The sequence below is a fragment of the Helicobacter pylori genome (assembly GCF_003636935.1).
Classification (GTDB): Bacteria; Campylobacterota; Campylobacteria; order Campylobacterales; family Helicobacteraceae; genus Helicobacter; species Helicobacter pylori_CH.
Genome location: NZ_MVVH01000020.1, coordinates 1 through 13,310 on the forward strand (window position 1 = coordinate 1; position 13,310 = coordinate 13,310).

Annotated in this window: 15 protein-coding genes; 1 reads left to right on the plus strand and 14 read right to left on the minus strand. The window is 39.4% G+C overall.

Annotation, left to right across the window (positions count from 1 at the left end; genetic code table 11):
* The 14 genes from EAL87_RS07730 to EAL87_RS07795 form a co-directional block, all read right to left on the minus strand.
* The coding region (locus EAL87_RS07730; RefSeq protein ID WP_120914196.1) for a hypothetical protein at window positions 1-1,893 on the minus strand (1,893 nt) is incomplete at its 3' end.
* Between the two features lie 292 nt (window positions 1,894-2,185).
* Window positions 2,186-4,426 (minus strand): outer membrane beta-barrel protein, encoded by a 2,241-nt coding sequence (locus EAL87_RS07735; protein WP_120914198.1) that lies wholly within the window; start codon window positions 4,424-4,426, stop codon window positions 2,186-2,188.
* Between the two features lie 202 nt (window positions 4,427-4,628).
* Complete coding sequence (mnmE, locus tag EAL87_RS07740) at window positions 4,629-5,981, minus strand: tRNA uridine-5-carboxymethylaminomethyl(34) synthesis GTPase MnmE (RefSeq protein ID WP_162972707.1); 1,353 nt, start codon at window positions 5,979-5,981, stop codon at window positions 4,629-4,631.
* Window positions 5,974-6,774: a Jag N-terminal domain-containing protein gene (locus EAL87_RS07745; protein ID WP_120914202.1), complete on the minus strand. Its 801-nt coding sequence runs from the start codon at window positions 6,772-6,774 to the stop codon at window positions 5,974-5,976. The genes mnmE and EAL87_RS07745 overlap by 8 nt, the downstream gene beginning before the upstream one ends.
* Window positions 6,774-8,417, minus strand: a complete 1,644-nt coding sequence (gene yidC, locus EAL87_RS07750) for a membrane protein insertase YidC (RefSeq protein WP_120914204.1) — start codon at window positions 8,415-8,417, stop codon at window positions 6,774-6,776. Before yidC ends, EAL87_RS07745 begins: the two co-directional genes overlap by 1 nt.
* 5 nt (window positions 8,418-8,422) lie before the next feature.
* On the minus strand, window positions 8,423-8,776 hold the full coding sequence (yidD, locus tag EAL87_RS07755) for a membrane protein insertion efficiency factor YidD (protein ID WP_120914206.1): 354 nt from the start codon (window positions 8,774-8,776) through the stop codon (window positions 8,423-8,425).
* Window positions 8,763-9,248: a ribonuclease P protein component gene (gene rnpA / locus EAL87_RS07760; RefSeq protein ID WP_120914208.1), complete on the minus strand. Its 486-nt coding sequence runs from the start codon at window positions 9,246-9,248 to the stop codon at window positions 8,763-8,765. Before rnpA ends, yidD begins: the two co-directional genes overlap by 14 nt.
* The gene (gene rpmH, locus EAL87_RS07765) at window positions 9,208-9,342 is read right to left on the minus strand and encodes a 50S ribosomal protein L34 (RefSeq protein ID WP_001847286.1); all 135 of its coding nucleotides are present in this window, start codon (window positions 9,340-9,342) and stop codon (window positions 9,208-9,210) included. The genes rnpA and rpmH overlap by 41 nt, the downstream gene beginning before the upstream one ends.
* A gap of 71 nt (window positions 9,343-9,413) precedes the next feature.
* Window positions 9,414-9,815 carry an ExbD/TolR family protein gene (locus tag EAL87_RS07770; RefSeq protein ID WP_000755082.1) on the minus strand — a complete coding sequence of 134 codons (402 nt, stop codon included), beginning with the start codon at window positions 9,813-9,815 and terminating at the stop codon, window positions 9,414-9,416.
* Window positions 9,816-9,825: 10 nt separating this feature from the next.
* On the minus strand, window positions 9,826-10,278 hold the full coding sequence (gene exbB, locus EAL87_RS07775) for a TonB-system energizer ExbB (protein ID WP_000661837.1): 453 nt from the start codon (window positions 10,276-10,278) through the stop codon (window positions 9,826-9,828).
* Between the two features lie 2 nt (window positions 10,279-10,280).
* The gene (gene smpB, locus EAL87_RS07780; RefSeq protein ID WP_120914210.1) at window positions 10,281-10,739 is read right to left on the minus strand and encodes an SsrA-binding protein; all 459 of its coding nucleotides are present in this window, start codon (window positions 10,737-10,739) and stop codon (window positions 10,281-10,283) included.
* The gene (locus EAL87_RS07785; protein ID WP_120914212.1) at window positions 10,717-11,541 is read right to left on the minus strand and encodes a 4-(cytidine 5'-diphospho)-2-C-methyl-D-erythritol kinase; all 825 of its coding nucleotides are present in this window, start codon (window positions 11,539-11,541) and stop codon (window positions 10,717-10,719) included. The genes smpB and EAL87_RS07785 overlap by 23 nt, the downstream gene beginning before the upstream one ends.
* Entirely contained in the window at window positions 11,538-11,768 is a 231-nt protein-coding gene (locus tag EAL87_RS07790; protein WP_120914214.1) for a carbon storage regulator, read from the minus strand. Before EAL87_RS07790 ends, EAL87_RS07785 begins: the two co-directional genes overlap by 4 nt.
* An 18-nt stretch (window positions 11,769-11,786) precedes the next feature.
* The gene (locus EAL87_RS07795; protein ID WP_162972705.1) at window positions 11,787-12,275 is read right to left on the minus strand and encodes a peptidylprolyl isomerase; all 489 of its coding nucleotides are present in this window, start codon (window positions 12,273-12,275) and stop codon (window positions 11,787-11,789) included.
* 127 nt (window positions 12,276-12,402) lie between these two features.
* Between EAL87_RS07795 and EAL87_RS07800 the strand changes: the two genes are divergently transcribed.
* The gene (locus EAL87_RS07800) at window positions 12,403-13,182 is read left to right on the plus strand and encodes a hypothetical protein (RefSeq protein ID WP_120914218.1); all 780 of its coding nucleotides are present in this window, start codon (window positions 12,403-12,405) and stop codon (window positions 13,180-13,182) included.
* Window positions 13,183-13,310: the final 128 nt, after the last annotated feature.

Consider the following 13,310-nt stretch of genomic DNA (forward strand, 5'->3'; position numbering starts at 1 on the left):
TCCCCCACCATAGCTTAATTGCTGGATTTTTTCATCGTTAGCCTGAGCGTAGTTGTATTTGATGATGCCGTAATAGGCTAACCCTATGTAGTCATTGAAATAATGTTGGTAGCCTATTTTAACATTAACCCCTAAAATAGGGCTTCTAAAAGATTGTTGGGCGCTAGAAGTTAAAAAATTCTGATTGAACGCGTTAAACACAGAGCTAGCGAAAGCTCTTGCGTTCAAACTGGCGTCTAAATAGTTGGCTTGACTGCTCAAATTAGCGAAATTAATGGGCAAGGCGTTTTGATTGATGAGCTGTTGCCAAACAGCGGTGGTAACCCCTATAAGCCCAGCGGGGACTTGAGCGCAATTGGTGTAGATGGAATTGGGGTAATTGCTGGGGAAAGCGGGCTGATTTTTGCCGCCAAAACGAGAGCAAACATCATAGGTGTAACCATCCTGATCTTTCACTTCATGCCCGTTACTAAATTCTAGCTCTTCTTTGCCGTTTTTCTCCACTTCATGCCCGCCCTCACAACGCACCTCTGGCCCATTTCCTTCTTGACACAAGCGCACCCTTTGATAAGTCATGTTCCCATTATGGGTATAACCTAAAGTGTGGCCGTATTCATGGATAATGTCTCTTAATGCCAAAATAGCCACTTTATTCAAATTTTTACCGAACAATTTTTCAGGATTTAAGGCAAAAGGCGCTAACGCTAAAAGACCTTGATTGAAGCCATTATCACCGGGAGCATTCGCGCTACCCAGTTGGGATCCTAGCCCTAAAAACCCCTTGGCCGCATTCAAGAGGTTCACCGTAAGCTCATTGGCGACTCTATAACTATTGATAACTTCTTCTGGGGTTAGCACGTATTTTTCATCTTTAGGATCAACAAGCCCGTTATTGAAAGGATTCACGCATTTAGGGTAATCAATGCCGCACTCTGATGGGCTGTTAGAAAATTGGAAAGGAGCGTTTAAAACGGCTTCTTCCCACGATTTAGAGTCAAACACCGCCATCATATCCAACATTAAATTGGTCAATTCTTCTGCGGTTTGTGGGGTGAAATCCACCGAGGCGACTTGACAGCTCTTTTTATAACCAGGGCATTCATAATGAGGTTTAGGAGAAGCGAGAGGGCCATTAGGATCATTGTTGCCGCTAGAAAACGGATCTGTATTCTCATAAGTCATTTGAAGATTGGTTGTGATTTGACTGAGCTTTTCAAACAAACTCTGCGTGTTAGCGTCAGAAAAGGGAGTGGTAGTGGTTTGAAGTTGTTGGAGGCCATTAGAGTTGAATGGTGAATCGTTGGAAAAATTATTAAACAAGCTTGCAGGCAAAATAATTTGAGAATCTTTGGGGATAGTCTCTATCACGCCTAAATTAATCACCTTGCCTTGAGCGTCTTTAAAACTCAGTTCAACATTGTTTAAATTATAAGGCAGAAAGTTTTGTATCACAACCACGCTGTTATTGCCATAGCCTTCAAACTCGGCATTATCCTTATTGTATGCCATCACATACACAGGGTTTTGGGAATAAAAGGTCAAGCCATTGCCATCAATATTAGCCGTGGTGAATAGTTCGGTCGCTTTTTCTAAAATGGTGCTTTGGAGGATGTAGTATCTCCCATAGACGCTTTGGGGGGTGGCTGTATCGCTTTTGTTTTGCTCTTTAGGCTGTTCTTTAGTTTGTGTGTGGGTTAGGGGGTTTTCATAGATTTTTTGGGTGTTTTGGGTATTTTGAGTTGTTGCTTCTTTAGTTTGCGTACCTTCTAATAGCCCGGTTTCAAACCCGGCTTCTACAAAAAAGCCGTCTTTTTGGTTTTTTTGAAAGGCTTCTAAAGGATTGAACAGGCCGATTAAAGACAAGCAAATCGTTTTACTAACGAGTTTTAGCATGATTTTCCTTGATTATTTTTAGCACTTTGTCATAAAATAAGATGATAACTTATGCAGACTAATATTTTCTCATTATACTATCTTTTTTAAAATATTTAAATACTATTTGGGATAAATATCTAAACTTGTCATTTTATTCAAGCGCTATTAAAACGCTCGCAGATCAAAGCCTTAAAAGTGGCGCTAAGAAAGGGGTTTTTAAATCATCATTAATACTAAAATAATACAAAAAGAGCTTGCGCTAAATTGTGCAATAACTTCTAAAGCGTGGGTAGAAGCGGATTTTTAAAGTTTAAAACACCCACCCGTAATTGAAAAACACTTTAAAATGGCTGCCCCCTTCATTCAGGGTGATAGAATTGGTGGTTGCACCATCGCTAGAAACGACCCTAGATTTCAACTGGACTAAAGGAACGCTAATGCCTACAGAATATTTAGAATGCTTGTAGCGGTAATTCAACCCACCGGTTACATTTAAATTACCGCTCCCTTTGTATTGGTTCAACAAATAATAGCTGTTGTATAAGCCCCTTAACCCCCCAAACACCCCAAGAGAGGAAGTGAACACTTTCTTGGTTAGATTGTTTTTAGGGTTCTTTTCGTTAGTGTAATTGGTGATGAAATCAAACAACACATCCATTCCCACACCATAGCTTAATTGTTGGATCTTTTCGTTATTGGCTTGAGCGTAGTTGTATTTGATGATGCCATAAGAAGATAGCCCTAGATAATCGTTAAAATATTTTTGATAGCCCATTTTAAGATTAACGCCTAATAGGGGGGCTCCAAAGGGTCGTGAGGTTTTTGAAGCACGATAGGTAGTGGCGCTAGATTTAGAAGATGAAAGGCTTTGACTGATCGCGCTAAACATAGTGGTCGCAAAATCTTGCGTGTTCAAACTAGCGTTTAAATAGTTGGTTTGGCTGCTCAAATTAGTGTAATCCACCGGTAGGGCGTTTTGATCAATGAGTTGCTGCCAAACCGCGCTGGTAACGCCTATAAGCCCGGCGGGGACTTGAGAGCAATCAGTATAAATGGAATTGGGGTAACTGCTAGGGAAAGCGGGCTGGCCTTGGCCGCCAAAACGAGAACACACATCATAGGTAGAGCCATCGGTGTCTCGCACTTCGTGCCCGTTGTCAAACACTTGCACTTCTTGTCCATTCACTTGCTCTATCTTCCCGCCCTTACAGCGCTCTTCTGGCCCATTGTTTTCTTCACACATGCGCACTCTTTGATAAGTCATGTTCCCATTATGCGTATAGCCTAAAGTGTGCCCGTATTCATGGATGATGTCTCTTAATTGCATGATGGCGACTTTATTCAATTCTTTGCCAAACAGTATTTCAGGATCTAAGAAAGGAGACAATATCCCTAAAGCGCCAAAATTGGTGCCATCATCGCCTGGACCATTGGGGCCGCCATATTGAGACCCTAGCCCCAAATCCCCTCCTCTTGTGGGCAAGAGATTCACATAAATATTATTTGTAACTCTATAGCTATAGATAACATCTTGTGGCGTTAATATCACTGAGCCTGTTTGTCCGTTTTCTATATTGTATTCATCTCCAGCGTTTTTAGCGATCAATTTAGGATCCACAAGCCCATTGTTGTAAGGATTCACGCATGTAGAATAATCAGAATAACATGGCTTTGACAGGTTGTTGTCGCTAAACTGGAAGGGGGCGTTTTTAACAGCATCTTCCCAAGATTTAGAATCAAACACCGCCATCATATTCAGCATTAAATTGGTCAAATTTTTAGCGTCTTGAGAGGTGAAAGGCGGCACTTTAGCCACACAATTTTCTTGATTTTCGTATGGAGGGCATGGGGGTTTAGAACCACTGCCGTTACCGCTAGAAAATTGGTTGTAATTGATATAAGTCATTTGAAGATTGGTGGTAACCTTACTGAGCTTATCAAACAGATTCTGCGTGCTGGCATCAGAAAATCGTGTGGTGGTGGTTTGGAGCTGTTGGAAGCCATCAGCGTTAAGTTGCGGATCGTTAAACAAGCTTGCGGGCAGAATGATTTGAGATTGTTTAGGGATAGTCTCTATCACGCCCAAACTGACTATATTGCCTTGATTGTCTGTATAACTCAGCTCAATATTGTTTAAATTATAAGGCAGGAAGTTTTGTATCATAATCAAGCTGCTATCACCATAGCCTGCTTCTTCAGCGCTTTCTTGGTTATAAGCGGTTACATACACAGGGTTTAAAGAATAAAAGGTTAAGTTGGTGATATTGTCCTCTGCAAACAACTCAGTCGCATTCTTTAAAATGGTGCTTTGGGAGATATAGTATTTCCCATAGGTGCTTTGAGGGGTAATGGGTCTGGGCTTTGGTTTGGGTTTGGGTTTTTCTTGAGTCGTGGCTATGGTTTGTTCTTGGGTTTGTGTGCCTTGCAATAGCCCGGTTTCAAACCCAGCTTCTATAAAAAAGCCGTCTTTTTGGTGTTTTGGGTAAGCCTCTAGAGCGGTGAATGAGCCGATTAGGGACAAACAGATCGTTTTACTAGCGAGTTTTAACATGCAGTCTCCTTATTGTCTTTTTTAACATTTTTACTCAAAAGTAGTTGATAGTGTGTATATATTTTAAATTAGCTTATTTTACCCCTTTTTGAAAAATTGCAGTATGGTTTTCTGTAAATACGGATATTAAACGGTGCTAATGGGTAAAAAATTCTTAAAAAGCAGCGCTAAAAAGGGGTTTTAATCCATTCTTTAAACGATTTTATTTGCCTAAGCAAAATTCGCTGAACATGCTATCAAGCATCTGGCTGGTTTCATAAGGGCGGGTGAGCAAGTTCAAGTTTTCTATCGCGCTTAAAATATGATAAGAAAAAAGCTCCAAAGTTTCTAAATGGTTTTTAGCGTTTTGCAATTCAATAATGGCGTTTTCTAGGGCGGTTTTTTGGGCTAGGGAAGTGAGCAAGAGCTTGTTTTGAGTGTCTAGTTTGGGGAAAAAGGCGCTGATTTTTTGGCCCAAATCTTTCAAACAAGCCTTGGAATTTAGGGTGTTGGTTTCTAGCAAAGAATAAGGGATTTTAAGAGAAGATTTTAAGATTTCAAGCTCTAGTTTGGGCACTAAATCGTTTTTATTCAAAACAACAATGCAAGGCTTTTTAGCGCGATTAAGGGTTTCAATAAGGTTAAAATCTTCTTTTTCTAGGGGCTTAGAAAGATCAAACACGCCTAAAATAATGTCGCAATTTTCTAAACTTTTAAGGCTTTTTTCAATCCCTAAACGCTCTATTTCATCCGCGCTCTCTCTAATACCGGCCGTATCAATCAAGCGCACCTTATGCCCTTGTAATTCAATGACTTCTTCTATGGTGTCTCTTGTCGTGCCTTTAATATCGCTCACTAAAGCCCTTTCTTCTAAAAGCATGGCGTTTAATAAAGAGCTTTTACCGGCATTGGGTTTGCCAACAATGCTTAAGGCATGCCCTTTGTTTTTTTGTTTTTGCATGTTAGAAAAATCCAATAAGTCTTCAAAAGAGGCGATTTGTTTTTCTAAATTAAAAGACACTTCATGTAAAAAATCGCTAGGAATGTCTTCTTCGCTATAATCAATCAAAACTTCTGAGCTCGCCAAAAGCTTTAAAAGATTGTTCCTGGCCTCTTCAATAAAGATTTTTAACTCGCCCTTAAGCTGCCTGGCTAGAGCGTTTAAAACGCTTTCATCTTCACAAAGGATGAGCTGAACGCTCGCTTCAATCTCGCTCAAATCCATTTTATGGTTTAAAAAGGCTTTTTTGCTAAATTCCCCCGCTTGAGCAATCCTGGCTCCTAAATTCAAGCAAGCTTGAAGGATGTTTTGCGCTAAAAGGGGGCTTCCGTGGCATTGGATTTCGCACACGTCTTCGCCAGTGAAACTATAAGGGGCTTTGAAATAAATGACTAACGCTTTGTCCAATAAAACACCATTAGAAAAAATATCGCACACGTAAGCGTATCTGGGGGTGAAATCTTGTTTTTGGGTGAGTTGTTTGAGGATGTTTAGAGCGTTATGGCCGCTGATTTTAATGATGCTAATCGCTCCCTTGCCCAAAGGGGTAGCGATAGCAGCGATGGTGTCATTCATTGTTAAAGTCGTTGATGACGATGTATTTTTCATCGTTTAAATTGGTTTTGATAGAAACATATTTATTGGGGAACGCTTTTCGTAATTTCTTTAAAGCGATATAGGTTAAAACGCCATCAGGAGCTTTCATCTGCCCCTTACCCACTTCATGCACAGTCATGATTGTGCTTTGGAGTTGGGTGTCCATAACCTTTTCTTGGTTTTGTAAAAAAGTGGAAATTTCTAAGCGGATACTATAGCCATAAGTAGGGTGGATCCAATTAAAGAGCAAGTAAGAAAGGGCTTTGTAGCGATAACCTTTTTCGCCAATTAAAAGAGCGGAATCTTCGCCATCAATATTAATCAATAACACCCCCGGTTCATAAAGGCTGACTTCCACTTTATTGATTTTATAGGGCAAATGAGAGAAGAGTTCTTTCAACTCTTGCTTGATCGCATGGAGTTTGTCTTCGCCATGAGATTCTTCTTTAAGGTTTTTTTTAGGGGGTTTAGGGGTGATTTTTTCTTCTTGAGGCGTTTCTGTTTCTAATTGTTTTTTTTCTTCTGTATTGTTTTGATGGTTTTGATGGTTTTGATGGTTTTCTTTAGCGCTGGTTTCTTTAAGGCTATTTTCTTTAGTTTCTTTAACGCCCACTAAAATGATGGCTTCTTTTTTACCGATGTTTAAAAACCCTTTGGAGGGCATTTGAATGACTTCGTATTGCAAATTAATGATGGGGCAATTCAAGGCGATAGAAGCCTGGATAAGGGCTTCTTCTAAGGTTTTGGCTTTGATTTCAATAGGATTTTGCATCAATGTTCCTTTTTGTTTTGTGCATGCATGCGTTTTTTATTCTCTAAAACTTTATTGATAATGAGTTGTTGCAACACCGAAAGGATGTTGTTCGTGGTCCAATACAAGACTAACCCTGCAGGGAAAGTGATTAAAAAGATTGTGAATAATAGGGGTAAGAGTTTAAAAATCTTCGCTTGCATGGGATCGGTCATGGTGTTTGGCGTAACGCTTTGGTGCCAATACATAGACGCTCCCATAAGAAGCGGTAAAATAAAATACGGATCCATGATAGATAGATCATGAATCCATAGAATCCACTCTGAGCTTTTCAATTCCACAGCGTTATAAAGCACCCTATAAATCGCAAAAAACACCGGGATTTGTAAGATTAAAGGCAGACAACCCCCTAGCGGGTTAGCCCCATGTTTTTTGTAAAGCTGCATCATGTGGGCTTGCAACTTTTGGGGTTCGCCCTTGTATTTTTCTTGGAGTTCTTTCATTTTAGGGGCTAATTCCTTGAGCTTTTGCATGCTCACCATGCCCTTATAGCTTAAAGGATAAAGGATGATGCGCACGATAATCGTTAAAAGAATGATTGCCCAACCCCAATTACCCACGAATTGATACAAATAATCCAGTAAAACAAACACGCCTTTAGCAAAGAAAGTGATTAAACCATACTCTATCACATCCGTAAGCATCGGCGAAATCGCTTTCAAAGAGCGGTAATCTTTAGGGCCAATATAGCCATGCAAATTCGCTTCATTTTTAAGGGAAATGAACCCTAAGGGGTTTTTAGTGCCGATTTCTGAATCGATTAAGGCTTCAAAACCTTGAGGATCTTTAGTGAAAAGCAAGGTGGTGAAATACCTATCCACGCTGGATAAAAAGAGGATATTGGAAAAGCGTTTGATCTCTTTAGCGTCTTTATCCTCAATTTTTTCAATTTTTTTGTCGTTATTTTCTAAAAGCACGCCTGAAAAGGTGTAGCTGTCTAAATCAGCCACCGGCCTGTAACCATTGGTGATCACATAGTTAGGGATAATGTTGCTTGGTGATTTGAAGGCGATTTTTAAATCATAATGCAAATCATCATAAAAAGTCAGGGTTTTAATGATGGTAAGAGCGCCTAAATCTTGGGTTAAAACAAGCTGTTCATTAGGTCCAAGAGTGGTTTTTGAAGCGCTATAAGGGGTGTTGAACGCTTTATTATTGAGCGTGGGGTCTAAAAAACGCACTTCTAAAGGCTTGAGTTTATCGGCCGCTAAAAGAGGGAGCTCTTTTAGGGGGGGTTGCATGTTTTCTTTGGAGCTAAAAAGATGGCCCACATGCTCTAAAAAGCCCTTTTGTTTGGGGGTTAGATACTTTTTATCCTTGAGATAAACCTGTTTGATGCGCCCTAAAAAATCAATTTCAATTCTGGCATGCTCAAAAGAAATCGTGCTTAACAAATTCTCTTGGGGGATGGTTTGAGTAACGCTAAAATTTTGGGTGGTGGTAGGCGCATTGGGGTTTAAAGCTGTGTTGTTGGTTGTTTCTTGCTTTGTGGTTTCGGTTGTTGTTTTGTTGGGTTTTTGGAAAAAATAGCTATAAATAGCGATAAACAAGAAAGACAGAGCGATCGCTAAAATCAAGCGGAGATTATTGTTGTTTTTATCCATTGTGATTAAACCTTAATGATGTAATAAGTTGTGCGGCTTTTGGTGGGGACGAGCCAAAAAGTGATGGTTTTAAAATTGCGATTAAAATCTTTATGAGATTGGAGCAAATTAGGGCGTTTCAAGCAGGTGGTAGGGTAAGCAATACCTCCAGAGCAAAAAGGGTTGCATGAGAGTATCCTTAAAATAGTTTTACCTATAGCGCTCAAAGGGTTTTCAAAAGAGAGTAACCACAGAGCGTAGTTGGAGCAAGTGGGGTAAAACCGGCAGCTTGAAGGGGTGAAAGCCGAAAAAAAGCGTTGGTAACCCCTAATTGATGCCGTAAAAATCGCGCTCAAAAAAGGCGTTTTATGGTTTCGCATAGGTATGAGTTATTCCTTTTTTCAAGTCTTTTAAGGCTTTGTTCATATAGTTTTTAATGGAAGTTAGGGTTTCTAAAAAATATTTTTCTAAATCCCAAAAATCCAAATGATAGCAATCGCTTCTAGGCACAAACACCAAAGCAAGCCCTTGACAAAGAGCGGCATGCTTTGATGTAAGCGAACGCAAACGGCGTTTGATAAGGTTTCGTTTTGCGGCGTTGCCGACTTTTTTGGACACGCTCAAACCTAACAAACAAAGCGCTTCTTTGTCTTTAAGCCTACAAGAGAGCGGATCTTTAAAACCCTCTCTTTCTTTTGGTGGCTCTTTTGATAAATCCAAAACAAAGAGCGAAAAAAAAGGGTTGTGCTTTTTAAAACCCTTTTGATAAACCCTATCAAACTCGCTCTTATTTTTTAAAGAGTCATAGGGTTTAGACGGAAAGCTTTTTTCTGCCCTTAGCTCGTCTGGCATTAATCACCTTGCGCCCGTTTTTGGTTTTCATTCTCACAAGAAAGCCATGGGTTCGCTTTCTTGGTGTGTTGTGTGGTTGGTAAGTGCGTTTCATTTAAAACTCCCTTGATAAAAATTAAACATAAGCACAAATTTTAGCTAAAGAATGCTAAAAATTGACTAAAACTAATTTTTTTGATTCTTTTTATCTTCAACAAGAATGTAAAGCTGCTTCAGATTGTTCGTTTGCAATAAATCCACGACTTTGATAAAGTTATCCAAATTGCTTTTCTTATCGCCTTGCAAGACAATAGGGGTGTCTTTAGCCAAAGTGGAAACCTTGTGCTTTAAATTTTCAAAGCTGATTTCTTTATCGTCAAAATAAAAAGAACCCTTATTAGAAATGGCGATTGTAACTTGTTTTTTGTCCAACACATCTTTAGAATCAGTGCTGTCTTTATCCACTTGAGGAATGCTAATAGGGAGCTTTGAAGTTTGCACAAAAGACGCCGTTGTAAGCACGATCACCAACAAAACAAGCATGATGTCAATGAAAGGCACCACATTCATGGATTCTACTTTTTTCACCGCTCAATCCTTAGGCTTTGTTATAAATCTCATGGGATTGCGTGTCGACCGGATGGTGGAAAATATCCCATTTAGTGACTAAAATCTCGCTTTTTCTCACGAGCAAGTTATAAATCACAATCGCAGGGATCGCTACCAATAGTCCCATGCCAGTCGCTTTTAAAGCAAGGGCTAAATTAGTCATAATCGCTTTAGTGTCAATGCCAGAAGCGGATCCTAAATCCATAAAAGTGAGCATGATCCCCATAACCGTCCCTAAAAGACCGATATAAGGAGCGTTTGAACCAATCGTGGCCACTAAAGTCAGTCGTTTGTGTAGGGCTAATTCTAACTTACGCCTGTCTGTGTAGTCATCTACACGAAGAGTGGCAAAAAACCACAACCTTTCTATTGCGATCGCTATAACGATGACTGATAGGAAGATCAAAAACCCTATAATCCCATAATCTACCATTTCTTTCATTATTATCCTTTAAAGTGGTGTTTTAAATCAGCAAGAATTTCTTTATTGAGTGCTTTTTCTTTGAGACTTTGTCTTTTGTCGTGCAATCTTTTTCCTTTCACTAAAGCAATTTGGATTTTAGCTCTATTTTTTTGGTTAAAATACAATTTCAATCCTACAATACTCAAGCGTTCTTTAGACGCTTCAATTTGCCATTTCAATAATTGCTTTTTGTGTAAAAGCAACTTACGCTCTCGCCTTTCATTGGGCTTGTAATACGCATAGATTGTATCTAAATAGGATATATGAACACCAAATAAAAAAGCTTCTCCTTTGATTATTTTAACAAAATTATCTTTTAAATTCACCCTAGTTTGCCTCAAAGCCTTCACTTCAGAGCCTAAAAGCACTAATCCTGCTTCTAAAGTTTCCAAAATTTCATAATCAAAATAGGCTTTTTTATTGCTGGCAATGAGTTTCATTTTCCCCCTTTTGCGTAGGCTTTAGCCTAAAAAACGCACTCCCGCTCCCGCTAAAAAACCACTCCTTGCCTAATTGGCTCTCTATATCTTTTAAGGCTTGGTTAGTGAGTAAGGCTGGTTTTAAAAGATCGTTTAATTCGCTTCTATCATAAGTCTTTAGGCATTCTAAACTCGGTTTTTTAAGCCATTCTTTAGCTTGAGAAAAACAAGTTTTAGGCTTATAAGCTTGATAAACGGCTTTGGTGCTGCAAAAAACATGAGTTGGAGCATAGATTTCTAGGCGATTTTCTAAAGGCTCTTCTTCAAAATTTTCAATGACTTCGCCATAAGAAGTGGCGTTAGCGCTTGTGTGTTGCGAGATGAAAAAGTTAGTGTCCGCGCCCACTAAAGATCCCATAGTATAAAGCTCTTCTAAACTCAAACGCCAGTCAAAAATCTGATTCAAATGATACAATAGCCCCCCAGCATCAGCGCTCCCACCGCCTAGCCCGGCTTGAGTGGGGATGTTTTTTTCCACTTCAATCGCTAGGGTGTCTAGGGATTTGATGGCAGAATGGGAGAAATTTTTTGATTTTAAAAAATTCTTTAAAATTTGGAGGGCTTTAAAGAGCGAGTTTTCTTCTAAAGAGCAGTCAAAATCCCCTTTTAGCGAAAAGGAAAGCGCGTTTTTGACGCTAATAACATCTTTTAGCTTATCTTTGACTAAACACATGCGAGAAATGAGCTTGTGGTAAGCCCCTTCTTTGTGAAGGATTTTTAAAAAAATATTGACTTTAGGATAAACTTCAAAAACATGCGTCAAGGCTTAATGACCTTTTTGATGTTTTCTAACAAGCTTTCATCTACGGACGCAGAAGCTTTTTGGTTTTCGCTCACAACGGCCTCTTTAAGCTCAGCACGCAAGATAAGGGTGCTTTCAGGTGCTTCAAACCCTAAACGCACATTCCCTCTATCTATGGAAATGACTTTAATATGAATGTGATCATCAATGACAATCCCTTCATTAACTTTGCGGCTGAGTATGAGCATCTTTAATCTCTTGTTCCTTTATAGAGAAGAACTAAACACAACGCTCTCTATAATATCGCCTTGTTTGATTTTATCCAAAACGCTAAGACCTTCTGCGTTAGTGATTTTACCAAATACGGTATGCTCGCCATCTAAATGGGGCAAATCCACAAAACACAAGAAAAATTGACTCCCTCCTGTGTCTCTTCCGGCATGCGCCATAGAAATAGAGCCTCTTTTGTGCTTGTTGGGGTTGTGGGCCACTTCGCATTTAATGCGATGCCCTGGCCCGCCTGTGCCTGTGCCATAAGGGCAACCTCCTTGAGCCACAAAGCCGGCAATCACACGATGGAAATTAAGCCCATCATAAAAACCCTCTTTAGCCAGAGTTACAAAGTTACTCACCGCTTGGGGCGCGTCTTTATAAAAAAGCTCTAGGGTGATATTGCCTTTGTTGGTTTTGATCGTGGCGTAAGCGGTTTTTACAAGCTCTTCTTTTTTAATTTCATAAGTTTTAATTGGATCCATCATAAACCTTTGCGATAAACTATTCAAGTGGTCTATTATAGCAATAAATTAAAACAAATGGTATTTTAGCCGATAGTGTTGCAGGATACTTTTGAAATTTAAGCGGTAAGTTGGTGTGGGTTTAGTCATGACGCGTTGGTATAAAAGATTGGCGGTTGGTTGTTGTATCGTTTTATTTTCATGCATGATGAACGCTAATAACATTCAAATCGTTAGAGACGATCCGCCCATAGATCCAGAACTCCCTAAATGGGTTTATTCTGTTGCGTTATTGAAAGTGTATTTTAGCGATGGGACTTATAAAGAAGGCTATGCGACTTTGCTCAAAAACGGGCGTTATATCGCTTCTTCTGAAACGCTTTATTCTAATGGCTTATACCCTAAAACGATTTTAGCCAAGATGCAAGACAGCAGCGCTAAAGAGTTGATTTGTATAGCCAGCCTACGCCTTGAAGCGATGGATAGAGATCAAGGGCTTTCGCTTTTAAAAACCGCCGATTTTAGAGACGATTATTGCCATAAAAGAGAAGAGGGTTATTATCATGCAAGGATTTATACAAAATACGCTCAAACTTTTTATTTAAGCTCTTATCCAAATAATGCAATGTCCAATTCAGAGCTTTACTACCCTGCACTGAATGGTGAAAATTCTTTTTCTATACAGATAACGGACATTTCTGTGGCTGAACTTTTAAAATCCAAAAAGTTTCTTTCGCTTGATGCTTCTTTTAAAAAGGGGAGCGTGTTGTGGGGAGGGAGGCCTTATTTTAGCGAAGTGGGGGAGTTTATGGGAATGGCTAGCAGCGCTTTAGAAAACCACGAAAGTTTAGTGATTATCCCTAAAGAAAAGATCGTGCAATTTTTAAGCACTCTAAAAAATCAAAATATTTTTCAAAACATTCCCTAGATTTAAGCAAACCTTAAGCTTTCTATGACTATACTTTCACTTCCTTGTTTCAGCAAGGGCTTTTAAAAGGCCGCTTGATACCTTACAAGGATAGCTGATTGAGCAAACGATCTTTGAAAACTAAGCAA

What these genes read in the sequence shown, in the direction of transcription:
- EAL87_RS07735 (WP_120914198.1), bottom strand. Translation starts at nt 4,426, where the DNA reads ATGTTAAAACTCGCTAGTAAAACGATCTGTTTGTCCCTAATCGGCTCA.
- mnmE (WP_162972707.1), bottom strand. Translation starts at nt 5,981, where the DNA reads ATGAATGACACCATCGCTGCTATCGCTACCCCTTTGGGCAAGGGAGCG.
- EAL87_RS07745 (WP_120914202.1), bottom strand. Translation starts at nt 6,774, where the DNA reads ATGCAAAATCCTATTGAAATCAAAGCCAAAACCTTAGAAGAAGCCCTT.
- yidC (WP_120914204.1), bottom strand. Translation starts at nt 8,417, where the DNA reads ATGGATAAAAACAACAATAATCTCCGCTTGATTTTAGCGATCGCTCTG.
- yidD (WP_120914206.1), bottom strand. Translation starts at nt 8,776, where the DNA reads ATGCGAAACCATAAAACGCCTTTTTTGAGCGCGATTTTTACGGCATCA.
- rnpA (WP_120914208.1), bottom strand. Translation starts at nt 9,248, where the DNA reads ATGCCAGACGAGCTAAGGGCAGAAAAAAGCTTTCCGTCTAAACCCTAT.
- rpmH (WP_001847286.1), bottom strand. Translation starts at nt 9,342, where the DNA reads ATGAAACGCACTTACCAACCACACAACACACCAAGAAAGCGAACCCAT.
- exbB (WP_000661837.1), bottom strand. Translation starts at nt 10,278, where the DNA reads ATGAAAGAAATGGTAGATTATGGGATTATAGGGTTTTTGATCTTCCTA.
- smpB (WP_120914210.1), bottom strand. Translation starts at nt 10,739, where the DNA reads ATGAAACTCATTGCCAGCAATAAAAAAGCCTATTTTGATTATGAAATT.
- EAL87_RS07790 (WP_120914214.1), bottom strand. Translation starts at nt 11,768, where the DNA reads ATGCTCATACTCAGCCGCAAAGTTAATGAAGGGATTGTCATTGATGAT.
- EAL87_RS07795 (WP_162972705.1), bottom strand. Translation starts at nt 12,275, where the DNA reads ATGGATCCAATTAAAACTTATGAAATTAAAAAAGAAGAGCTTGTAAAA.
- EAL87_RS07800 (WP_120914218.1), top strand. Translation starts at nt 12,403, where the DNA reads ATGACGCGTTGGTATAAAAGATTGGCGGTTGGTTGTTGTATCGTTTTA.